This window comes from Thiocapsa bogorovii (genome assembly GCF_021228795.1).
In the GTDB taxonomy this organism is placed as follows: domain Bacteria; phylum Pseudomonadota; class Gammaproteobacteria; order Chromatiales; family Chromatiaceae; genus Thiocapsa; species Thiocapsa bogorovii.
Window position 1 is genome coordinate 2,017,816 of the sequence record NZ_CP089309.1, and the last position, 22,288, is coordinate 2,040,103.

Below are 22,288 nucleotides of genomic sequence, written 5' to 3' on the forward strand. Positions count from 1 at the left end.
GGTTGACATGGCGGGAGTCGCGCTGCATGTTGTTTGGCCCGGCATTCTAGCATCGGCCGGGGAGCTCCGGGGGAACCGGGCGCGCGGATGCGGGCGCAGACCGAACGACAGATCCGTGCCCGCACGCCGACCCCTTTGCGGCGCCCCCTCAACGACTTCAGGACCCGTCCATGTACGCGACCCCCGAAACCGGCGACGGTTGGATCACGGCCCTCGTCGGCACCGACGCGGAAGGCTTTCGGGTCGAGGCGCGCTTTGCGATCTCGCCGCAGTTTCGCGCGCTCGTGAAGGGCCGGGAGTCCGACCTGGTCTTTGCCGCCCGCAGTCGTCTGGCACGGATGGGGATCAACATCTGTCCGCTCGACGAGCCGCTCTTCGACGGGGACCACTGCACGCTGAAACTCCAGGTGGTCTCCGCGATCCACTCCTTCGGCATCGCCGAGCACCTGGAGCATATCGTGATCCCAGGCCTGCGGGTCGGACGCCTGGTGTTCTGCCCGCAGGACAACAGGCTCGACTCCTCCGCCATCCACGGACTCATCCGGGGCAACGAGATCCAGGTCCCGGACGGCTTCTCGGTCGACAGCAACGGCTATCTCATCCTGCGGCCGCAGCGGCAGCGCTTTCGGTTTCTCGAGCCCTTGACACTCGAGCAGATCACGGCGATCGCCACGCATGCCGACGGAAAGGACCTGCTCAATCGCCTGCAGACCCGCGAAGCGGTCGACCACATCGCGCTGCCGGCGAACAACGGCCTGGTCACGGCGTGCTCCATGTTTCTGCACCGCCACTACGTGGTGCTTCGCAATCTGGACGACGCGCTCGGCTTTCATCTACAGGCGACAGTCCTCGACCCGGTCTCCACGCGCGGCACCAACGTCTACCTGGAGTTCATCAACCGCTCCGAGCAGTTGATCGTCAACCCGAGCGTGGCCGCCTCGGTGCACGACGCCATCCCGCTCACCCCGAGCCGTCGTTATTGGCACGGGCGCGCGAGCACCGCGCCCCCCGAGACCCGATCCGGCAACGACTACCCGCAGCTCGCCGAGATCTTCGATGGGCTCGAAGCCGGACCGCTCGAGGAGTGCTACTCGCATCGCATGATGGCCGTGACGCAGCATCCCGAGACCCTGCTGAACGGCGCCCGCCCCGATCGCATCTGGACCCGGCCCGTGGAACCACGCGACCCGCGCGGCGGGACCGACTTGGCGGCCGGCTTGGTCGCCGAGGGCCTCAAGCTCGACACCCGCACCGAATACGGCACCGGCATCCTGGAGGATCTTGCAGACGGCGCACGCGCGACTCTGCTGCTCGGCTACTTCCCGAATCTGATCGAGCACACCGAGATCTGCGCCGCGGCCCTGCGCCGGCGGATCGGTCGCATCGTCTTTCGGCGCGCCTCCTTCGAGCACGGGCACTTCCTCTCCGCCCGCGACCACGGCCGACTGGCCGACTACGAGGGTCTCGGCATCGAGGTCTTCTGGTGCAACGATGAACGCGCTCAAGTCGCGCGGCACGTCTTCCGGGGGCTTCGCGGTTATTTCACCTCGCCCGAGCAGGTCGATCGCTTCCGCACCAGCCTGGTCTTCGCCATCTATGGATCCATCAAGCCGCTCGACGACAGGTCAGCCCTCCAGATCGAACGTCTGCTGACCAACCTAAAGGGCCTGTTCGGAAGCGACATCAGCGTCCTAACCGGCGGCGGTCCGGGCGCCATGCTGCAGGTGACCGAAACAGCGCACCGGCTCGGTCTCCTGGTCGGCTCCAGCTACATCGAGACCCTGGACCAGAAGCCCAATCAAAGCGCCGACTATTACCAGACCTTCCAGGCACGCAGCCGCCAGTCGCGCCAGCGCTGGTTCGAGATTGCGAGCTTCCACATCTTCCTCTCCGGCGGAGTCGGAACGCTCGAAGAAATCGGCCTGACCCTGACCGACATGAAGCTCGGCGTCATCGAGTCCGGACCCATCGTCTTCTTCGACGGCTCCGGCGAGGGCTTTTACTGGGAGGGTCTCAAGACCCAATTGAACCGCATGGCGGCACAAGGCCGGCTCCCGGACTGGGTACTCGACAACATCCTCATGACCGCCGACCCCGACGCCATTCCGCGCTTCTACAAACAGACCCTCCGGCTGGGGTAGCCGCGGGGCAGACCACCGAAAGGTCCGTCGCCGCAGGATACGACTCCGGCGGGGGTTTCTTGCTCCCCGGACCGAGCACGGTTAGGATCCGCAGACTATAGGATGACGCGAGTTTCCGCCTTCGAAGCGCAGAGGGGGTGGTATGCCGTGGTGTCGGGCCGACTCCGTGTGCCGACCTCCCAACTCGTACTTCAAAGCACTCGGACGGCCAACGGATGGACCCTTTTTGAACGACGTGTTTCGACAAGTAGCACGGATCGCGGGCCAACTGCTGATCCTCTGCGCCCTGGCGGTCTCGGCATCCGCCGCGGAGCTGCCGCTCTGGGAGGTCGGCCTCGGCGCCCTCGACACGGCGGGCGGCCCGATGAGACGCCCGAGGCGCGTGCCTGCCGCGATCAGGGGATGATCGGTGCGGACGTGACAACCCCTCGCAAAATCGGGAGAATTCCGGTTATGGTACCGCGCACCGGATCGATGGATGCGCGACGTTCGAACGACTGCCGCGCCGACCGAGCCGAGATATCCGGATCCGGGTCGCGCCGAGCCCCGAGGCGCCCTTGTGTCGACACTCATGACCTTCGAGCATCCGCTGAACGAGCGCGTCCGCACCTTCCTGCGGATCGAGCATCTGTTCGAGCGACTCAACTACTTCGCGCCTCAGTACGACGCCTGGGCGACCCGTGTGGCCGTCGAGACCCTGCTCGACATCGCCGCGGTGACTGCACGCGCGGACGTCAAGAACGAGCTGCTCAAAGAGCTCGATCGCAACATCGCCACGATCAAGCGTTTCGGGGATCAGCCCGGGGTCGATCCGCGGGCATTGGACCAGGTGCTCGGCGACCTCGCGGATGCCGTCGGCGGTGTTCATCGCCTGTCCGGACCGATCGGACAGATCGCCCGAGAGGACGACCTCCTCAAGAGCGTCGCCCAACGCAGCAGTATTCCGGGCGGGGCCTGCAGCTTCGATCTACCGCAGTTCCATCATTGGCTCATCCAGGCACCGGAGATCAGGCAGGCGCGGCTCGACCACTGGCTTCAGGATCTGCGGCCGGCGGAGCGGGCGATCCGCCTCGTCCTTTCGCTCGCCCGAACCAGCGCATCGCCGCGTCAGGTGCTCGCGGAGGGCGGCTTCTTTCAGGAAGCGCTCGATGTCCAGGCCCCGGCGCAGATGGTGCGGGTCGGGATCAACGGGACCGGTGCACTCTACCCCGAGATCAGCGGTCACAAGAGCCGCTTCAGCATCCGTTTCATGAAGACCGGATCTCAAGGGCGGCCGTCTCAGATCCCGGAAAACATCCCCTTCAAGCTCACCTGCTGCGTCTTTTGAACCGCGTCCTTCACACCATGCACTGTTTCGACTCGCTCGCTGCCCAGGCACCCGCCAAACGCCTCATCCGTGGACGCGGTTCAGATGATTCGGATCCATTCCTAAACCGCGTCCAGCACGGATTCTTCGGCGTCCACCGAGCTGCGCTCGCCAACAAAGCATCGATTTTCGCACGGGACGCGGTTTAGCCATGGACACGATCGTCTCCTGTCCACGTTGCGGCAAGGCTGTCGTTTGGGGTCCGGCATCGCCCTGGCGCCCCTTCTGCAGCGAGCGCTGCCGTTTGGTCGATTTGGGCGAGTGGCTGGACGAGAATCACCGGATACCCGGCACGGAAGACGATCTCGACGATGATTCACCCATCAGCGAGCATTCGCCGGGGGCACACTGAGGCCCGGCGCACATCGCGACCCTTAGCGATCAGTCGATCGGCCAGAAACCTCGAATCGCCGCCAAGCCCTGAGCGCCATGCTCTCGGGCCACCTCCAGATCAGCTCGGGTCAAGCCACCGAGTGCATAGACCGGAAGCGTCGCCGTATCCACCAGCTCCGCGAAGCGGCGCCAGCCGAGCGGCTCTGCCCCGGGGTGGGAGACCGTGGGCTGGACCGGCGACAGCAGCGCATAGTTGAGCCCGAGACGCGCCGCGCGCATGAGATCATCGGCCGTGTGACAGGAGGCTCCGACCAGGTCGTCCGGCCGACCCGGACGCTCGCTCAGTCGGGCGAGCGCGCGTCCGCCGAGATGTAAGCCATGACGCGGGATCTCCAGTATCTCTTCCGGGTGTCGGTTCAGGAGGAGAGCTGCACCGCCTCGCTCGCAGACCACGAAGGCGCGACGCGCCAAGTCCCGATAGGCCGACTGATTCAGGTCGTGTGCACGCAGTTGGACGAGTCGGATTCCGCGCGCGACGGCGCGCGCAAGCCGAGCCAGAAAGACCTCGGGGTCAAGAGGATCAAGACCCGTGATCAGCATGCAAGCCGGCAGGCGCAGGGCTGTGATAACGGGACGATCGGCCGCGGGAAAGCAGGCCGGATCCATGGTCTCGGGACGTTGCCAGGCGAGAGGCTGCCCTTCCAAACCGGCGGGGACGCCCGCGTACGACACGACACGCCGGACATCCAGCAGGACATGGCGATCACCGTAATGGTGTCGAATGCGGATGAGCGGACGGCTGTCGTGGACCTTGATGCCAAGCTCCTCTTCAAGCTCGCGCGCCAGACCGCGCTCGGGTGATTCGCCGGGTTCGAGCTTGCCGCCCGGAAACTCCCAGAGCCCGCCCTGATGGACGCGATCCGGGCGTTTGGTGATCAGCACCCGTCCCGCAGGATCGGAAATCGCGCCGACCATCACATGAATCAGGTCGCTGCTCAACTGCGGTATTCGGCGTTGATCCGGACGTAGTCGTAGGAGAGATCGCAGGTCAAGACCCGTGCCTCGGCCGGACCCCGGCCAAGCGAGACGCGGATCAGAATCTCGGGCTCGGCCATGACGGCGGCCCCGGCCTCCTCCGTATAATCAGGTGCGCGCCCCCCATCATCGACGATCAAGACCTCGCCGAGATGGATTCGAATCCGATCAATGTCGAGATCACGAACACCCGCACGCCCGACCGCGGCCAGGATGCGACCCCAGTTGGGATCGGACGCAAAGAGCGCCGTCTTCACCAACGGCGAATGGGCGATGGTGTACGCCACCGCGCGGGCTTCATCGACATCAGCCGCGCCTTCGATCTGCACGGTCACGAGCTTGGTCGCACCCTCGGCATCGCGAACGATGGCGGTCGCCAGCTCGACGCAAACCGCATCGACGGCACTCTGGAGTACGCCGTATTCCGGCGACGCACCGTCGCGTATCTCGGGATTTCCGCAGGCCCCGGTCGCGACCAGCACGCAAGCGTCGTTGGTCGAGGTATCGCCGTCGACCGTGATGGCATTGAATGATCGGGTGACCGCCGAGCCCAAGCAGGCTTCGAGCACGCCGGGTGCCACGGCCGCATCCGTCGCGATGAAGGCGAGCATGGTCGCCATGTTCGGACAGATCATCCCGGCGCCTTTGGCGATCCCGGTGATCGACGCGGTGCGTCCGTCGATCTGGAAGGTGCGCGAGATCAACTTGGGCACCCGATCCGTCGTCATGATGGCGCGCGCAGCGGCAGGCCATGCCGATGCATCCAATCGGCCGAGCAGCTCGGGCAGTGCCGCCGCAATACGATCGACCGGCAGATGCTCGCCGATCACGCCCGTGGAGAAGGGCAGGACCTCCTCCGCGGCACAGTCGCCCAGAGCGGCGAGTGCAGCACAGCTCGACTCCGCATCCGCCAGCCCGCGCCGACCCGTACCCGCGTTGGCATTACCCGCGTTGATCAACAGATAGCGGGGCATCGCTTGACCCAAATGGGTCTTGGCGACCCGCACGGGCGCGGCGCAGAAGGCGTTCCGGGTGAAAACGGCCGCGCAGCGGCTGCCGGGGGCGAGTTCCATGACCAACAAGTCATCCCGTCCCTGATAGCGAATACCGGCCGCCCCGGCAGCCAAACGCACACCGCCGACGGGATGCCAGACCAAGTCGCGCAACTGGCCCGGGACGACGGGATCGGATGCGGTCATGGTGTCCGTCAACTCGCTTTGCCGTGGCATTGCTTGTACTTCTTACCCGAACCGCAGGGACAGGGCTCGTTGCGCCCGACCTTGCGATCGCCGCGGACATAGGGTTGAGCGTGCGCAGGTTCGGCGCCGCGAGCGCTCGCCCGGTCGCGGCCTTCGGGATCCGCATCGCCCGCGGAACCGAGACCCTCGAAGCGCTCGTGCTTGAACTCGAACTCCCGTTCCCGAGCGGGCGCCGCTCCGAGCGCGGAGACAGGCTGCGGCTCTGCACCGGGCTGTGTCTGCACCTGGAGTTTGGCGAGAGTGGCCACGACGTCGTGTTTGATGCTGTCGAGCATCGCGGAGAACATCTCGAAGGCCTCGCGCTTGTACTCCTGCTTGGGGTTCTTCTGCGCGTAGCCGCGCAGATGGATCCCCTGACGTAGATAGTCCATCGCGGCAAGGTGGTCCTTCCAATGGGTGTCTAGGGTCTGGAGCATCACCGCGGTCTCGATCTGACGCATGGTCGGCGAGCCGATGAGCTTCTCGCGATCGGCGTAAGCCGAGATCAGGGTATCGTGGATGCGTGCCCGCAGGGTTTCTTCATGGAGCGAGTCGTCCTCGTCGAGCCACTTGCGGATCGGCCAGTCGCCGCCGAAATGCTCGTTCAACGCGACACTCAGCCCTTCCACATCCCACTGCTCTTCGAGACTCTCGGGCGGAACATAGGTGTTGATCAGGCGCGTCAGGGCATCGTCGCGCATCGCCGTGACGGTATCCGAGACATCCACGCTGTCCATCAGCTCGCGGCGTTGGCGATAGATGACCTTGCGCTGATCGTTGGCGACGTCGTCGTATTCGAGCAGCTGCTTGCGGATATCGAAGTTGCGGCCCTCGACCTTGCGCTGGGCGTTCTCGATCGCCTTGGTCACCCAGGGGTGCTCGATCGCCTCGCCCTGCTGCATGCCGAGCTTTTGCATCATCTTGCCGACGCGATCGGAGGCGAAGATGCGCATCAGGTTGTCTTCGAGCGACAAATAGAAACGCGAGGAGCCCGGGTCACCTTGGCGGCCGGAGCGACCGCGCAACTGGTTGTCGATACGACGGGACTCGTGCCGCTCGGTGCCGACGACATGCAGACCGCCGGCCGCCACCACCTGGGCGTGGCGCTCCTTCCAGGCGGCGCGAATGGCGTCGCGATCGGCATCGGGACCGGCCTCTTCGAGCTCGGCCTCCAGATTACCGCCGAGCACGATGTCGGTCCCGCGACCGGCCATGTTGGTGGCGATGGTGACGGCACCGGGACGGCCGGCCTGGGCGATGATCCCGGCCTCGCGCTCATGCTGCTTGGCGTTCAGGACCTCGTGCGGGATCTTCTGCTCGACGAGCAGACGATCGATCAGCTCGGAGGTCTCGATCGAGGCGGTACCCACGAGGGCAGGCTGACCGCGAGCAACGCAGTCGCGGATGTCCTCGATGATGGCCTGATACTTCTCGTCTTGCGTGAGATACACGAGGTCGCCCCGATCCTCGCGGACCATGGGCTGATTGGTCGGGATGACGACGACCTCCAGCCCGTAGATCTGCTGAAACTCGTACGCCTCGGTATCCGCCGTGCCGGTCATACCCGAGAGCTTGGGATAGAGCCGGAAGAGATTCTGAAAGGTGATCGACGCCATCGTCTGGTTTTCGGGCTGGATGGCGACCCCTTCCTTGGCCTCCACCGCCTGATGCAGACCCTCCGACCAACGCCGGCCCGGCATCGTGCGCCCGGTGAACTCGTCGACGATGACGATCTGACCGTCGCGCACGATGTACTCGACGTTCTTCTGAAACAGCGCATGCGCACGCAGCGCGGCATAGACGTGGTGCATTAGGACGATGTTGGCGGGGTCGTAGAGACCGCCTTCCTCGGCGAGGAGTCCGATCTCCACCAGCATCTGCTCGACGTGCTCGTGACCTTCCTCGCTCAGATAGACCTGGCGCGCCTTCTCGTCGACCGAATAATCGCCGGGACCGAAGTCGGGTTGACCCTCCTCGTTGGTGATGGGGGCCTGACGCGTAAGGCGCGGAATGATCTTGTCGATCTGCTTGTAGAGATCCGTGCTCCCTTCGGAGGGACCCGAGATGATGAGCGGGGTGCGCGCCTCGTCGATGAGGATGGAGTCGACCTCGTCGACGATCGCGTAGAAGGGATCGCGCTGAACGCGCTGCTCGGCCACGAAGGCCATGTTGTCGCGCAGATAGTCGAATCCGAACTCGTTGTTGGTGCCGTAGGTAATGTCCGCGGCATAGGTCTCCTTGCGGGAGACCGGGCGCATGTGGCGATAACCTTGACCGACGGGCGGCTCGTAGCTCAGATCGAAGAGGAAGGACGCGGAATCCGGGCCGGTACCGCCCGATGAATTGATCACGCCGGTGGTCAGACCGAGGAAATGGTATATCTGCCCCATCCAGGCGGCGTCGCGCCGTGCCAAATAGTCGTTGACGGTGACGACGTGCACGCCCTTGCTCGGGAGGGCATTGAGGTAGGCCGAGAGGGTCGCGACCAGGGTCTTGCCCTCGCCGGTTCGCATCTCGGCGATCTTACCGTCGTTGAGCACCATACCGCCGACCATCTGCACATCGAAGTGACGTAGGCCGAGCGTTCGCTTGGATGCCTCGCGCACGACCGCGAATGACTCCGGAATCAGGCTGTCGAGATCCGCTCCTGCGGCAAGACGCTCGCGAAACTCCGTCGTCTTCGCGGCGAGGGCTTGATCGGAGAGTCGCTCGAGCTCGGGCTCAAGGGCATTGATCCGTGCGACTGACTTGAGCAGCGTCTTGACGAGCCGGTCATTCCGGCTGCCGAAGACCTTTTTGAGCAGATGCTTGACCATCGGATACGTTTGAGACCTGTCGGGAAAATCCCGGCATGATACCGGAATTCAATGACAGCCGCAGGTGCCGTCGCAGGTTCGGCCACCGCCGCGAGCCCGCGCAAACCGCCCCGCCGTGCACCCGGCTCGGTCCTTCGACGGATCGCCGGCATCTAACCGGGTTGACCCTCGGATGTCGCGGCCACGACCGGACGAGGCTGACGGTCGATGTAGCGGAAGGGATCGACCGCCTTTCCGTCCTTCAGAACCTCGAAGTGAACATGCGGGCCAGTCGCGGTTCCGGAGGATCCGACCGTCGCGATCTTCTGACCTTGGCGGACCATCTGCCCCTCTTTGACAAGATTGTCCTGGTTGTGGGCATAGCGTGTGACGAGCCCGTTGACATGCCGAATATCGACCGTGCGCCCGTATCCGCCCTTACGACCGCTGAAGGTGACGACACCGTCGGCGACCGCCACGATCGCGGTACCTCGCGGACTTGCGAAGTCGACGCCCTCATGGAAGAGGCGCTTCTTCTTGATGGGATGCACCCGAAACCCGAATCTCGAGGTGATGTAACCGGCGCGGACAGGCCAGCCGGACGGCATCACCTGAGCCGTGAGACCCTTCTCCATGATGACGTCTTCGATGACCTCGAGCTTGCGCTGACGGTCCTGAACCAGACTAACCATGCTGCCGAGCTCGCTGGCGATTTCGCGGATCGTAAAGTCTCGCGCCGGACCGTCTTCGGCACCGCCTCGCGGAGGCGGATTCTCGAAATCGAATTCTTCGGGGTTCAGACCGGACATCTGAACGAGTCGTTCGCCGAGTGCATTGAGCCTGAAGAGTTCAGCCTGCATGTCGCCGACGCGGGCGGTGATCGCATCGAGGTCGTCGGAGTTTGCGGGATCGGAGACGGGGGGAAGCGGTGCTGGCGAGGCTCGGGGAACAAGCGCCGGTTGAGCGGGGTTGTCGACAAGTGTTGTCAGATTTTGGTAATGCCCTATCCAGAATCCTAATCCTACCCCCGCCACGGTGAACAGGGTAACGGCCAAGAGTGTTATAACGGCCTGTCCGCGATCGGTTTTTCGTCGGTCGAGGTGGCGCATCGTCTTCCCTCTGCTGCTTCTCTAACTGGATGGGCACTGGGCACAAAGGTTAATTGTCGCCACAATCGTGGCCCAGGTCGATTCGTTTTTCCGCGCGAACGACCATCGGGATCGCTTTCGCTCAGCCGTTCGCATGTCGAGGATTACCTCCGATGCTTTATCCGAGACTGGCTCATGTCCGCGAATTGCTTCAGTCCAACCGATTGATCCGCAAGCATCTCGAGCACAGAGACCGCGAGCTGGCCTTGCTGGGAATGGTGCTGAATCGGCTGCCGGATCCGTTGCGCGCGCATTGCCGCGACGCGACCCTTGCCGGGGAGGTCCTGACGCTTGTTCTGGATTCGCCGGCTTGGCTTACCCGCACACGCTTTTTGATCGAGGACCTGGCTCGATCGCTCCAGGGCGAGGGCGTCGCCAAGATCTCGACGCAGGTCCGCATCCCGGGGGAGGGCGATGCGGCAGCGGGGGATCGAGCCGGCCCGCCAATCGAATCGCCGAAAGCGCCCAACGGCGGAAACCGACTGAGCGTTCGAGCAATCGCACATCTGCGCGGCGCGGCGGACGGGATGACGGACCCGGCCTTGGCGGAGGTCTTTCGGCGTTTCGCAAACCACCATGCCGCGGCCGCCGAGGCGGCGGTCGGGGACGGACGGGGTGAATCGCAGCGGTTGCCCGGCGTCGAAGAGAAGCTCGCTCCAGAGGCGAACTAAGCCAGCGCCACCGGGTGCGCATAGCAGATGGGAGATTGCGCGGAGTCCTCGAACACCACCTCTTCCCAGGCATCGACGTCGGCCACCAGCGCGCGCAACAGGTTGTTGTTGAGCGCATGACCGGACTTGTGTGCCTGGAAGGACCCGATCAGTGTATGACCCAGGAGATAGAGGTCGCCGATCGCATCCAGGATCTTGTGTTTCACGAACTCGTCTTCGTAGCGCAAGCCTTCGTCGTTGAGCACACGGTATTCGTCCACGACGACTGCGTTGTCCAGACTCCCGCCCAGGGCCAGATTCTGAGCGCGCAATGCCTCGATCTCGCGCAAAAAACCGAAGGTTCGCGCCCGGCTCACCTCCTTCACGAACGAGGAGGTCGAGAAATCCACGATCGCCCGGTTGGACCGCGCGTGGAATGCGGGATGGTCGAAATCGATCGAGAACTCGACCTTGAAGCCGTTGTATGGCGAAAAGCGAGCATACTTGTCGCCGTCGCGCACCTCGATCGGCCGCTTGATACGGATAAAACGCTTGGCGCGATTCTGTTCTTCCATCCCTGCCGACTGCACCAGGAACACGAACGGCCCGGCACTGCCGTCCATGATCGGCACCTCGGCCGCGCCGACATCGACATAGGCATTGTCGATCCCGAGTCCGGCAAAAGCCGACAGGATGTGCTCGACCGTCGAGACACGGACATCGCCTTTCACGAGGGTGGTGGACAGCCGGGTATCGCCCACGTTGAAAGGTGTCGCCTTGATCTCGACAGGCGCCTCCAAGTCGACCCGGCGGAAGATAATGCCCGTATCGGGCGCCGCCGGCCGCAAGGTCAGGGGGATCTTCTCGCCGGTATGCAGGCCAACACCGGTCGCCCGGATCACATTCTTCAAGGTACGCTGCTTGAGCATCGGTCGAGGTCTCCCATCGCAAGCCGTGGCGGCTGTCGGCATCCGTTGCCGGCTGATCGACGATCGAGCGTGGTCCGGCAAATCCGTGCCGGGACCACGATCGTTCTCCATTCGTCATGTTGTTTTGCGGCTCGCATGCGAGCCACCTGCCGCTAAGCTTAGGGTTTTCCCCGACGTTTATCAAGATCACTAACGAACCATTTTGAAGGCGACTGTTTTGGAAGAACTATTTGATACAGGGAAACCCCTGATCAATCCGCCTGCCGGCGCAGAAACGCCGGAATATCGAGATAGTCGAGATCGCTCTCCACGACCGCCTCGGCCACAGCCGCAGCACCGCCGCGACGATAGATCGCGGGGCGGCCGAGGTCGTTATAGTTGGGTGCACTCTCGTTGTTGCCGCCGCCGACCAGGTGCATTGCAGCCGCCTCTTGGGCACCTTGCCGCTTGAGCGTGACGCGACGCTCGCCCAAACCGGTCGCGACAACCGTGACACGCAGCTCGTCGTCCAGCGCCGGATCGATCACGGTACCGACCACGACGGTCGCATCATCGTCGGCGAAATCACGCACGGTGTTGCCGACCTCGTCGAACTCGCCGATCGTCAGACTCAGTCCGGCGGTGATATTGACCAGGATGCCCTTCGCACCGGCAAGGTCGATGTCCTCCAGGAGCGGGCTGCGGATGGCGGCCTCTGCGGCCTCGCGGGCACGATGCTCGCCGCGAGCTGCACCGGTCCCCATCATGGCGACACCCATCTCCGACATGACCGTTTTAACATCGGCGAAGTCGACGTTGATCAGGCCTGGACGAGTGATCAGCTCGGCGATGCCCTGAGTCGCATGCAACAGCACGTCGTTGGCGGCACTGAAGGCGCCGAGCAGGCTCATGTCCTTACCGAGTACCGCCAAGAGTTTTTCGTTGGGGATCGTGATCAAGGAATCGACGTGCTTGGCCAATTCCGCAATGCCTTCCTCTGCGATGCGGCGCCGTTTGGTCCCCTCGAACGGGAACGGTTTGGTCACGACGGCGACCGTCAGGATACCGAGCTCCTTGGCCACCTGTGCCACGACCGGCGCCGCACCCGTACCGGTACCGCCGCCCATGCCGGCGGTGATGAAGACCATGTCCGCCCCGTCGAGGGCCTCTTGGATGCGATCCCGATCCTCCATCGCGGAATTGCGACCGACCTCGGGATCCGCACCCGCGCCCAACCCCTTGGTGATGCCGGCACCGAGTTGAAGGATCGTCTTCACCTGCGAGCTCTTCAGCGCCTGCGCGTCGGTGTTGGCGCAGATGAAATCCACCCCTTCGATGGTCGCGGCGACCATGTGGTTGACCGCGTTCCCGCCGCCGCCACCGACCCCGACGACCTTGATGACAGCGTTCTGACTGTGGGTATCCATGAGCTCAAACATACTGTTGTCTCCTCTCGAATTCATGTGTTGCACGACCTATGAAACCCCGTACGTGCGCGCTTCGGCGAGCACGTCCCCCCGACACCGCCGCGACACCTGTCGCGGCACCGGACCGCAGGCCGCGGCCCCCGACCGATGGGGCTTGACGAAACACCCCACCCCAAATGCGCCTTCAAGTGACTGAACGCCCCCCCCGAACACATTCGACCGACTCAACCGCATCGGCTGCGACACGCGCAACGCTGAACAGGATCCGCGAAACACGCCCAAACGCGATGTGGCAGCCGACCCGATTCCATCAAAAATTGCCCTGAAACCAGCTCCGCATCCGCGACCACGCACCTCGCAGCCCGGCGGAATCCCCGATCTCGGGCCGCCGCGAGAAACGGTGCTGCCGCGCGTACATCAACAGACCCACGCCGGTCGAATAGATCGGATTGTTCACGACCTCGTCCATCCCGATCACGTACTGCGGGACCCCGAGCCGCACCGGCATATGGAAAACCTCCTCGGCCAGCTCGATCAGGCCGTCCATCTTCGAGCTGCCGCCGGTCAACACGACGCCGCCCGCGACCAGATCCTCGAAACCGCTGCGCCGCAGCTCGTTGTGCAGCAGGGTCAGGAGCTCCTCGTAGCGCGGCTCGACCACCTCGGCCAACGTCTGGCGCGAGAGTCTGCGCGGCGGTCGATCCCCGATGCTCGGAACCTCGATGGACTCGCTGTTGGCCGCCAGCTGTGCCAGGGCACAGGCATGCTTGACCTTGATCAGCTCGGCATGCTGCGTCGGCGTGCGCAGTGCGACCGCGATGTCGTTGGTGACCTGATCGCCGGCGATCGGGATCACCGCGGTGTGGCGAATCGCCCCGTCCGTGAAGACGGCGAGATCCGTCGTACCGCCGCCGATGTCGACGACACAGACTCCGAGCTCCTTCTCGTCGTCGCCGAGCACCGAGTAACTCGAGCTGAGCTGAGCGAGCACCAGATCGTCGACCTCGAGCCCGCAGCGCCGGATGCACTTGACGATGTTTTGGGCGGCACTCACCGCACCCGTGACCATATGCACACGGGCTTCGAGCCGCACGCCGCACATCCCGATCGGCTCGCGGATGCCCTCCTGATCGTCGATGATGAATTCCTGCGGCAGGATGTGCAGGATCTTCTGATCAGCCGGGATCGCCACCGCCCGTGCCGCATCGATGACTCGGTCGACGTCGGCCTGGGTCACCTCGACCTCCTTGATCGCGGTGATGCCGTGCGAGTTGAGGCTGCGCACATGGCTGCCGGCAATCCCGGCATGGACCGAGTGGATCTCGCAGCCCGCCATCAGCTCGGCCTCCTCGACCGCACGCTGGATCGACTGGACGGTCGACTCGATGTCGACGACGACGCCCTTCTTCAGACCCCGCGAGGGGTGTGTGCCGATGCCGATGATCTCGATCTGGTTGTCGTCCTTGAGCTCGCCCACCAAGGCGGCCACCTTCGAGGTGCCGATATCCAGGCCCACCAATAGATTCTTGTCGTTACGTCTCGACATCCGGTCTCATCCTCGTTTGCCGGATCGCCTCTGGCGATCCGTTGTCGCACGAGCCTGCGGCTCGGCGTTCGCTGCCCATTTCACGGCGAAACCATTGCTGTAGCGCAGGTCCACCACCAGCGGCTGACCGGCCGCCTCCAACTGTGTCGCGCTGGCGATATAGCGCGCAAGTCGCTGATCGATGTCCTCCGTGCCGAGATACAACTCGACACCCATGACCAGCTCGACGCGCCACGCCCCCCGCGGGTCGACGGAGAGCGACTGAATGAGATGGCCGATCAACATCAGATCGTCGCGCCACTGCACATAGCGCTTCACCACCTCCGGCGCACGTCGATCCTCGCCTTCGAGCAGCGGGAGACCCGCCGGGACCGTACCCGTGCCGGGCCGAAAAACGATGCCCTCGGCCGTCACCAAACCGTCGCGATTCCAGCGCGCGATCGGGCGGTGCTCCTCGACCTCGACCTGCAGCCGATCCGGCCAAACGCGTCGCACGGTAGCGTGACCGACCCAGGCCAAGTCCTCGGCGGCCTGCTTCAGATCCTTCAAATCGGCCGTTAGGATGCCGCCGCGCAGCCGCTCGCTGATGGTCTCCTGCAACAAGCGCGATGAGTGGTGATGCAGCTCGCCCTCCACGGCGATGATGCGCACAGGCAACAACTGCGGCTCCCAAAGGCCCAGCAGCCAAATGCCGCTCGCCATGACCGAGATCAGAAGGAACCCGACGAGAGCGAGCCAACGCCCGGAGCGACGTGGACGCACTTCCTCGACCGTCGGAGTGATGTGAGCCGGGTCAACCACGGTCGAGACTCGTCTCCAGGATTCGCAACACCAAGGTATCGAAGTCCAGCCCCGCCACCCGAGCAGCCATCGGGACCAGGCTGTGGTCGGTCATGCCCGGGACCGTGTTGATCTCCAGCAGGAACGGCTCTCCGCTCCCGTCGACCATCAGGTCGACCCGTCCCCAGCCGCTCGCCCCGGTGGCCTCGAAGGCGTCGAGCGCGAGTCGCTGCAGCCGCGACTCCTCCACTTCGGGCAAACCGCAGGGGCAGTGATAACGCGTGCTGTCCGCCCGATACTTGGCTTCGAAGTCGTAAAAGGCGTGCGGCGTTTCGAGTCGGATCATGGGGAGCGCATCCCCCCCGAGCACGGCGCAGGTGTACTCGGCGCCATGAATCCATCGTTCGGCGAGGACCAGGGCATCGTAACCGCGGGCCGCGCGCCAAGCATCGGCCAGCGAGGCCATGTCCTCGACACGCGCCATGCCGATGCTCGATCCCTCGTGGACCGGCTTGACCATGAGCGGGAAGCCAAGCGCCTCTGCGGCTGCCAGATCGGCGTCCGTGCGCAGCAACACCGAGGCGGCTGTGGGCAAACCGCACCCGGTCCATGCCAGCTTGCAGCGATACTTGTCCATGCCGAGCGCCGAGCCCAGCACACCGGAACCCGTGTAGGGCATCCCGATGGTCTCCAGGGCACCCTGGATCTGGCCGTCTTCGCCACCGCGCCCGTGCAGGATGACGAAGGCGCGATCGAAGCCGCCGGTGCGTAGGTCTTCGAGCACACGCTCGTCCGGATCCAGCGGATGGGCATCGATACCCTGACGCAGCAGGGCCGCCAGCACGGCACTTCCGCTCTTGAGCGAGATCTCGCGTTCCGCCGCACGCCCGCCGAGGAGTACTGCGACCTTGCCGAACCGAGCGCGCGCCTGGATCTTCTCTGGTGTCATGAATGCTCTCCGGCGATGTGTTTGACCTCGGGCACCAGTCTGACGCCGGTGGCGTCCTCGACCCGGCGCTGCACCAGGTCGATCAGCTCGCGGATGTCCGCGGCACTGGCCTCGCCCGTGTTGATGATGAAGTTCGCGTGCTTCTCGGACACCTGAGCGCCGCCGATCCGATAACCCTTAAGCCCTTCCGCCTCGATCAGGCGCGCCGCATGATCGCCGGGCGGATTGCGGAACACCGATCCGCAGCTCGGCAGCCCCACGGGCTGTGTCTGCGCACGCCGGTCGAGCAGCTCGCGGATCCGCGCCATCCCGGCCTTGCCGTTGCCGGGGGCAAGCTCGAGCGCGACATCCAGGAACCACTCGCCGGGCGGCCCGATGACCTCGCGGTAGCCGATCGAGAAATCGCCGGGCACGCGCTCGCGAACCCGACCGACGCGATCGATGGTCCGCACCGAGACGACATGCTCCCAGGTCTCGCCACCCCAAGCGCCGGCATTCATGGCCAAAGCGCCCCCCATGGTGCCGGGGATGCCGGCGAGGAACTCGCACCCGACCAAATCGTGCCGCGACGCGAACCGAGCCACCTTGGCGCAGGAGACACCGGACTCGGCCTTAATCCCGGTTTCACCGCATCGTTCCAAACGTGTCAGACAGGCCTGCGTCTGGATCACGGTGCCGGGAAAACCGGCGTCGTCCACCAGCAGATTGCTCCCGAGTCCAAGCCACAAGAGCGGCTCCTGCGGGTCGAGCCGGGCCAGGAAGGCCGCGAGATCCTCCGCATCCGTGGGCCGATAGAAGCGGCGCGCGGGCCCGCCGACCCGCCAACTGGTATGGCGGGAGAGTGGCTCGCGCTCGCGCAGCTCGCCCATCATGCCCCCGACCGGACCATCAGGCTCGGCAGACGCGCCGCCAGACCGCCAATGTCGCCGGCACCCATCATCAGCACCATGTCGCCGTCGGCCACCAAGTTGTCCAAAAGACCCGGCACCTCGTCGATCCCCTGTGCAAAGATCGGATCCAACTCACCGCGGGTGCGGATCGCACGGCTCAAGGCACGCCCGTCGGCCCCCGGTATCGGCGCCTCGCCAGCCGGGTAGACCTCGCACAAGACGAGCGCATCGGCGCTGGACAGGACGGCCACGAAGTCCTCGAACTGCTCCTGGGTCCGCGTATACCGATGGGGTTGGAAGACCAAGACCAGTCGGCGTCCGGGCCATCCGGCGCGGGCCGCCGCCAGGGTGGCCGCGACCTCGCGCGGGTGGTGCCCGTAGTCGTCGACCAAGAGCAGTCGGCGACCGGATGTGTCGGTCAGCGCGCTGATCATGAAGCGACGTCCAACCCCTTCGAAGCGGGAGAGTGCGCGCGCGATCGCCTCATCCTCGACACCCAGCTCGAGCGCAACGCTGATGGCGGCCAGCGCATTCAGCACGTTATGCCGACCGGGCAGGTTCAGATCGATCTCCAAAGGCGACTCGAGATCCCGGGCCTCGACGCGAAAACGGGTGCGCATGCCGTCCTGCCGGATCTCGACCGCGCGCACGTCGGCCTCGGCGCGCGTGCCGTAGGTGCGCACGGGACGCGGCACCGTCTCGATCAGGGCTCGGATCTCGTCGTCGTCGATACAGAGCACCGCGAGCCCGTAGAAGGGCAGGTGGTGCAGAAACTCCATGAAGGTGCTGCGCAGCCGATTAAAGTCGTTGCCGTAGGTGCGCATGTGATCGGCATCGATATTGGTGACGATCGAGATCATGGGTTGCAGATACAGGAAGGAGGCATCGCTCTCGTCGGCCTCGGCGACGAGATATTTGGTGGTCCCCAGCTTGGCATTGGCGCCCGCGCTGTTGAGCCGACCGCCGATCACGAAGGTCGGGTCGAGTCCGCCCTCGGCGAGGATGCTCGCGACCAGGCTGGTGGTCGTCGTCTTGCCATGCGTTCCTGCCACGGCGACGCCGTAGTAGAAGCGCATCAACTCGGCGAGCATCTCGGCACGACGCACGATCGGGATACGCCCGGCGCGCGCGCCCTGAATCTCGGGATTGGTCTCGTCGATCGCGCTCGACACCACGACCGCGTCGGCATCCGCAACCTGCTCGGCCCGGTGCCCTATAAAGATCTCGACACCCAGCCCCTCGAGGCGGCGCGTCGCATCGCTCGCGCGCAGATCCGACCCCGCGACCTCGTAGCCCAGATTGGCCATCAGCTCGGCGATGCCGCTCATTCCGGAACCACCGATCCCGACGAAGTGGAGTCGACGAACCCGACCCATCCGAGCGGCGGTGTGTTGAAGGTGTGCGTTCATCGCTCGGCGACCTCCAAGCAAGCCGCCGCGATCCGTCCTGCGGCATCCGGCTGTGCCCGCTCGCGGGCTGCATCGGCCATGGCCGACAGGGTCTCGCGGTCTCCCAGCAAGTCATTGAGCAGATTAGTCAAACCGGCGACGGTGAGGTCGCGCTGAACGACGAGTCGCGCCGCCCCGACGTCGGCCAGATAGCGAGCATTGCCGACCTGATGGTCGTCGACCGCGAAAGGATATGGCACCAACACCGAGGCGACGCCGGCCGCGGCCAGCTCCGAGACCGTGAGCGCGCCGGCCCGGCAGACGACCAGGTCGGCCCAACCATACGCCTCGGCCATGTCGGTGATGAAGGGTGCCACCTCGGCCTCGATCCCGACCGACCGATAGGCCTTCCGCGCCGTCTCGAGGGTGCTCTCGCCGGCCTGATGGCGCACGCGCGGACGCCGCTCCGCCGGCAGCTCTGCCAGGGCAGCCGGGACCATCTCGTTGAGGATTCGAGCCCCGAGCGAGCCGCCCAGGACGAGCAGACGAAGGGGCTCCGCAGTGCCTGCCGCGCGGCGGCGCGCCAGACGCTCGCGCGGCGACGGCAGATCGAGGATCGCGCGACGCACCGGGTTTCCGCAGGCATGGGCATCACGCGCACCGGGGAAGCTTCCGGGAAAGGCCTCGAACACCCGCGTGGCAATCCGTGCCAACCACTGATTGGTCATGCCGGGCACAAAGTTCTGCTCGTGGATCACCAGCGGCAGACCCAACACTCGCGCGGCCAGACCGCCGGGACCGGACGCGAATCCACCCATCCCCAAGACCACCGAAGGACGGCGCCGACGCAGAATCCGTGCGGCCTGCCAGAGTGCAACCGCGATCTTGAAGGGGGCGCCGAGGATCTGAGCGATCCCCTTGCCGCGCAGACCTTCGATGCGGATCCACTCCATCTCCACTCCGTGCTCGGGCACCAGACGCGACTCCATCCCGCGGCGCGTGCCGATCCAGAAGACACCCACGCCCTGCTCGCGAAGACGCTCGGCAACGGCCAGCGCGGGAAAGACATGCCCACCGGTGCCCCCGGCCATGACGGCTACGCTCGTACCCATGGCAGCCCCCGTGCAGGTCCCTTCTCTGCTTCGATGCGACGCACCGTCGCGTCGATCCGCAGCAGGATCGCAATCGCGATACAGGCGGCGATCAAGCTGTTGCTCCCGTAGCTCATGAAGGGCAGCGTCAAGCCCTTGGTCGGCAACATCCCCACATTCACGCCGATATTCACGAAGGCCTGCAGACCGAGACCGAGGCCGATCCCCTGGGCGACATAAGCGGAGAAACGTTCGCCGACGGCCTCTGCCCGCGCCCCGATCGAGAAGGCCCGCCACGTCAGGAAGGCGAAGGCCGCGATCAGCACAAGCATCCCGACCAGACCGAGCTCCTCGCCCACGACCGATGCGATGAAGTCCGTATGGGCCTCGGGCAGAAAGAACTGCTTCTGGATCCCGTTACCCAGCCCCACACCGAGCCATTCACCACGACCGAAGGCGATCAAGGCCTGGCTCAGCTGATAACCCGTGTTGAAGGGGTCTTGAAAGGGATCGATAAACGAGGTCACGCGCTGCAATCGATAGGGTGAGACGACGACCAGCACCAAAAGCCCGGCAGCGACGACCAGGAACAGCACCACGAAAGGCATGAGGCTGACCCCGCCCAAAAAGAGCAGGCCCATGACGGTCGCCAGCATGACCGCCGTCGTCCCGAAGTCCGGCTGCTGCAGGATCAGTGCACCGGCAATTCCGATCAAAATCATGGGCCGGATGAATCCCGAGATCCGGTTGACGACGTCATCGGCATGGCGGACCAGGTATCCCGACACGTAGACGATCGCAAACAGCTTCACCAGCTCGGAGGGCTGAACATTCAGCGGACCGAGCGGGATCCAGCGCGTCGCGCCGTTGACCTCGCGACCTACTCCGGGCACCAACACCAAGACGAGCGAGAGGACACCGAGCAGGAAAAGCCAAACCCCGCCGCGCTCCCACCACTCGACCCGCACACTGTAGGCCAGGACGGCGAGGGTAAGGGCCAGTCCCAGCGCCAAGCCGTGGCGCGTGACGTAAAAAAAGGGATCGTCGCAGCATTTGACCGCGATCGACATCGATGCCGATGCCACCATCACAAAGCCGAACGCCACCAACCCCAGCGCGCAGAAGAGCAAGGGGTAGTCCACCCCGGCCACCGGGCGCCCACGCCTGCGGAGCGCGCTGCGCGCTGGATTGCCACGAACCTGGCGGGCGGCGACCGTCATGCGCCGAGTCCCCGCACCGCCTCGGCAAAGACACGCCCGCGATGCTCGTAGCTGTCGAACATATCGAAACTGGCGCAGGCCGGCGAGAGAAGAACCGTATCACCGGGCCGGGCGATCGCCGCAGCCCGAGCGACCGCATCCTGCATGTTCGCGGCCTCGACCAGAGGGACCTCGCCGTCCAACGCCTGCGCGATGATCCCGGCGTCCCGTCCGATCAGAACTACCGCGCGCGCGGCGCGCTTGACCGCCGAGCGCAGAGGCGCGAAATCGGCACCTTTGCCGTCGCCGCCGGCAATCAGGACCGCGCGGCCTGCGCTGCCGGAAGGGATCAACCCTTTAAGTGCCGCCACGGTCGCCCCCGGATTCGTCCCCTTGGAATCGTCGTACCAGCGCACGCCGTCGCGCTCCGCGACCAGCTCGCTGCGGTGGGGCAATCCCGAGAAGCGACGCAGAACCGCGCAGGCCTGTTCCATCGGCAGGCCGCACCCGCCGGCCAACGCCAAGGCCGCAACGGCGTTTGCCAGATTGTGCATCCCCGGGATGCGAACCTCGGAGGCCCGCATCAGAGGCTGTGTCCCTCGGCAGATCCAACTCGTACCGCCGTGCACGCGCAAACCGAAGTCGCTTTCGGTCGGCTCGCCGAGGGTGAATCCGATTTCGAGCGCGGCCTCCCGCGGCATTGCGGCAACGATCGGGTCGTCGCGATTCACGACGGCTACCCGCGCTCCCCGGTAGATACGTCCCTTGGTTCGCGCATAGGTGTCCAGATCGGGATAGCGGTCCATGTGGTCGGCCGAGACATTGAGGACGACCGCCACATCGGCGCGAAGGCTAACGGTGGTCTCCAGTTGGAAGCTCGACAGCTCCAGGACATAGCGCTCGATCGAGGCGTGGAACAACTCCAACGCGGGCTCGCCCAGGTTTCCGCCGACGGCCACACGCAGCCCGGCGGCCGCGGCCATCTGCCCGACCAGCGTCGTCACCGTGCTCTTGCCGTTCGATCCGGTGATGGCGCAGATCGGGGCCCGCGCGGCACGTGCGAAGAGCTCGATGTCGCCGATGACCTCGACACCGCGCGCGATCGCAGCCTGAATCAGTGGCTCGGAGACGGGCACACCGGGACTGACGAGCAGGCGCGCAGCGGCCGCAAAGACCTCGGACTCGAAGCCTCCGACGAAGACCTCGACCTCCGGCATCTCTTCGCGCAACTGCTGCACACCGGGCGGATTCTCGCGGGAGTCGATCACGACCGTCGCGATGCCTTGCGAGCGCAAATAACGGGCACACGAGAGCCCTGTCTTACCGAGACCGACCACTAAGGTCTTCGCGGCACCGGACAGCAGACTCATCGTACCTGCTCGGAAGACATGCGCGGACCCGTGC

19 protein-coding genes are annotated in these 22,288 nt (G+C 65.0%); 5 read left to right on the forward strand and 14 right to left on the reverse strand.

Going from position 1 to position 22,288, the window contains the following annotated elements; all coding sequences use genetic code 11:
- The first annotated feature begins 170 nt into the window (after positions 1–170).
- From LT988_RS09165 to yacG, 4 genes are all read left to right on the forward strand, one after another.
- Positions 171–2,141, forward strand: coding sequence for an LOG family protein (locus LT988_RS09165; RefSeq protein WP_232409857.1), 1,971 nt, complete (start codon positions 171–173; stop codon positions 2,139–2,141).
- Between the two features lie 226 nt (positions 2,142–2,367).
- Positions 2,368–2,547 carry a hypothetical protein gene (locus LT988_RS09170; RefSeq protein WP_232409858.1) on the forward strand — a complete coding sequence of 60 codons (180 nt, stop codon included), beginning with the start codon at positions 2,368–2,370 and terminating at the stop codon, positions 2,545–2,547.
- Between the two features lie 72 nt (positions 2,548–2,619).
- Positions 2,620–3,468 (forward strand): cell division protein ZapD, encoded by an 849-nt coding sequence (zapD, locus tag LT988_RS09175; protein WP_269752117.1) that lies wholly within the window; start codon positions 2,620–2,622, stop codon positions 3,466–3,468.
- Positions 3,469–3,658: 190 nt separating this feature from the next.
- Positions 3,659–3,859 (forward strand): DNA gyrase inhibitor YacG, encoded by a 201-nt coding sequence (gene yacG / locus LT988_RS09180; RefSeq protein ID WP_232409859.1) that lies wholly within the window; start codon positions 3,659–3,661, stop codon positions 3,857–3,859.
- A gap of 29 nt (positions 3,860–3,888) precedes the next feature.
- Here the strand turns inward: yacG and LT988_RS09185 are convergent, their stop codons facing one another.
- The 4 genes from LT988_RS09185 to LT988_RS09200 form a co-directional block, all read right to left on the reverse strand.
- Positions 3,889–4,839, reverse strand: a complete 951-nt coding sequence (locus LT988_RS09185) for a Nudix family hydrolase (RefSeq protein WP_269752118.1) — start codon at positions 4,837–4,839, stop codon at positions 3,889–3,891.
- Positions 4,836–6,074, reverse strand: a complete 1,239-nt coding sequence (gene argJ / locus LT988_RS09190; protein WP_232410550.1) for a bifunctional glutamate N-acetyltransferase/amino-acid acetyltransferase ArgJ — start codon at positions 6,072–6,074, stop codon at positions 4,836–4,838. The genes LT988_RS09185 and argJ overlap by 4 nt, the downstream gene beginning before the upstream one ends.
- 8 nt (positions 6,075–6,082) lie before the next feature.
- Complete coding sequence (gene secA, locus LT988_RS09195) at positions 6,083–8,929, reverse strand: preprotein translocase subunit SecA (RefSeq protein ID WP_232409860.1); 2,847 nt, start codon at positions 8,927–8,929, stop codon at positions 6,083–6,085.
- Between the two features lie 152 nt (positions 8,930–9,081).
- Positions 9,082–9,768 carry a M23 family metallopeptidase gene (locus LT988_RS09200; protein ID WP_232409861.1) on the reverse strand — a complete coding sequence of 229 codons (687 nt, stop codon included), beginning with the start codon at positions 9,766–9,768 and terminating at the stop codon, positions 9,082–9,084.
- A gap of 401 nt (positions 9,769–10,169) precedes the next feature.
- On the opposite strand from LT988_RS09200, the gene LT988_RS09205 reads away from it, so the two are divergent.
- Positions 10,170–10,727, forward strand: a complete 558-nt coding sequence (locus LT988_RS09205; RefSeq protein ID WP_232409862.1) for a DciA family protein — start codon at positions 10,170–10,172, stop codon at positions 10,725–10,727.
- On the opposite strand, the gene lpxC is transcribed toward LT988_RS09205, so the two are convergent.
- From lpxC to murD, 10 genes are all read right to left on the reverse strand, one after another.
- Positions 10,724–11,635 (reverse strand): UDP-3-O-acyl-N-acetylglucosamine deacetylase, encoded by a 912-nt coding sequence (lpxC, locus tag LT988_RS09210; protein WP_232409863.1) that lies wholly within the window; start codon positions 11,633–11,635, stop codon positions 10,724–10,726. The two genes, LT988_RS09205 and lpxC, sit on opposite strands and share 4 nt — an antisense overlap.
- Before the next feature lie 251 nt (positions 11,636–11,886).
- On the reverse strand, positions 11,887–13,053 hold the full coding sequence (gene ftsZ, locus LT988_RS09215; protein ID WP_232409864.1) for a cell division protein FtsZ: 1,167 nt from the start codon (positions 13,051–13,053) through the stop codon (positions 11,887–11,889).
- A gap of 298 nt (positions 13,054–13,351) precedes the next feature.
- On the reverse strand, positions 13,352–14,587 hold the full coding sequence (ftsA, locus tag LT988_RS09220) for a cell division protein FtsA (protein ID WP_232409865.1): 1,236 nt from the start codon (positions 14,585–14,587) through the stop codon (positions 13,352–13,354).
- A gap of 6 nt (positions 14,588–14,593) precedes the next feature.
- Positions 14,594–15,388, reverse strand: a complete 795-nt coding sequence (locus LT988_RS09225) for a cell division protein FtsQ/DivIB (protein ID WP_232409866.1) — start codon at positions 15,386–15,388, stop codon at positions 14,594–14,596.
- The gene (locus LT988_RS09230; protein WP_232409867.1) at positions 15,381–16,316 is read right to left on the reverse strand and encodes a D-alanine--D-alanine ligase; all 936 of its coding nucleotides are present in this window, start codon (positions 16,314–16,316) and stop codon (positions 15,381–15,383) included. Before LT988_RS09230 ends, LT988_RS09225 begins: the two co-directional genes overlap by 8 nt.
- Positions 16,313–17,188, reverse strand: coding sequence for a UDP-N-acetylmuramate dehydrogenase (murB, locus tag LT988_RS09235; RefSeq protein ID WP_232409868.1), 876 nt, complete (start codon positions 17,186–17,188; stop codon positions 16,313–16,315). Before murB ends, LT988_RS09230 begins: the two co-directional genes overlap by 4 nt.
- Positions 17,185–18,615, reverse strand: a complete 1,431-nt coding sequence (gene murC / locus LT988_RS09240; protein ID WP_232409869.1) for a UDP-N-acetylmuramate--L-alanine ligase — start codon at positions 18,613–18,615, stop codon at positions 17,185–17,187. The genes murB and murC overlap by 4 nt, the downstream gene beginning before the upstream one ends.
- On the reverse strand, positions 18,612–19,706 hold the full coding sequence (gene murG, locus LT988_RS09245; protein WP_232409870.1) for an undecaprenyldiphospho-muramoylpentapeptide beta-N-acetylglucosaminyltransferase: 1,095 nt from the start codon (positions 19,704–19,706) through the stop codon (positions 18,612–18,614). The genes murC and murG overlap by 4 nt, the downstream gene beginning before the upstream one ends.
- Entirely contained in the window at positions 19,691–20,905 is a 1,215-nt protein-coding gene (gene ftsW, locus LT988_RS09250; RefSeq protein ID WP_232409871.1) for a putative lipid II flippase FtsW, read from the reverse strand. Before ftsW ends, murG begins: the two co-directional genes overlap by 16 nt.
- Positions 20,902–22,254, reverse strand: coding sequence for a UDP-N-acetylmuramoyl-L-alanine--D-glutamate ligase (gene murD / locus LT988_RS09255; RefSeq protein WP_232409872.1), 1,353 nt, complete (start codon positions 22,252–22,254; stop codon positions 20,902–20,904). The genes ftsW and murD overlap by 4 nt, the downstream gene beginning before the upstream one ends.
- Between the last annotated feature and the right edge of the window lie 34 nt (positions 22,255–22,288).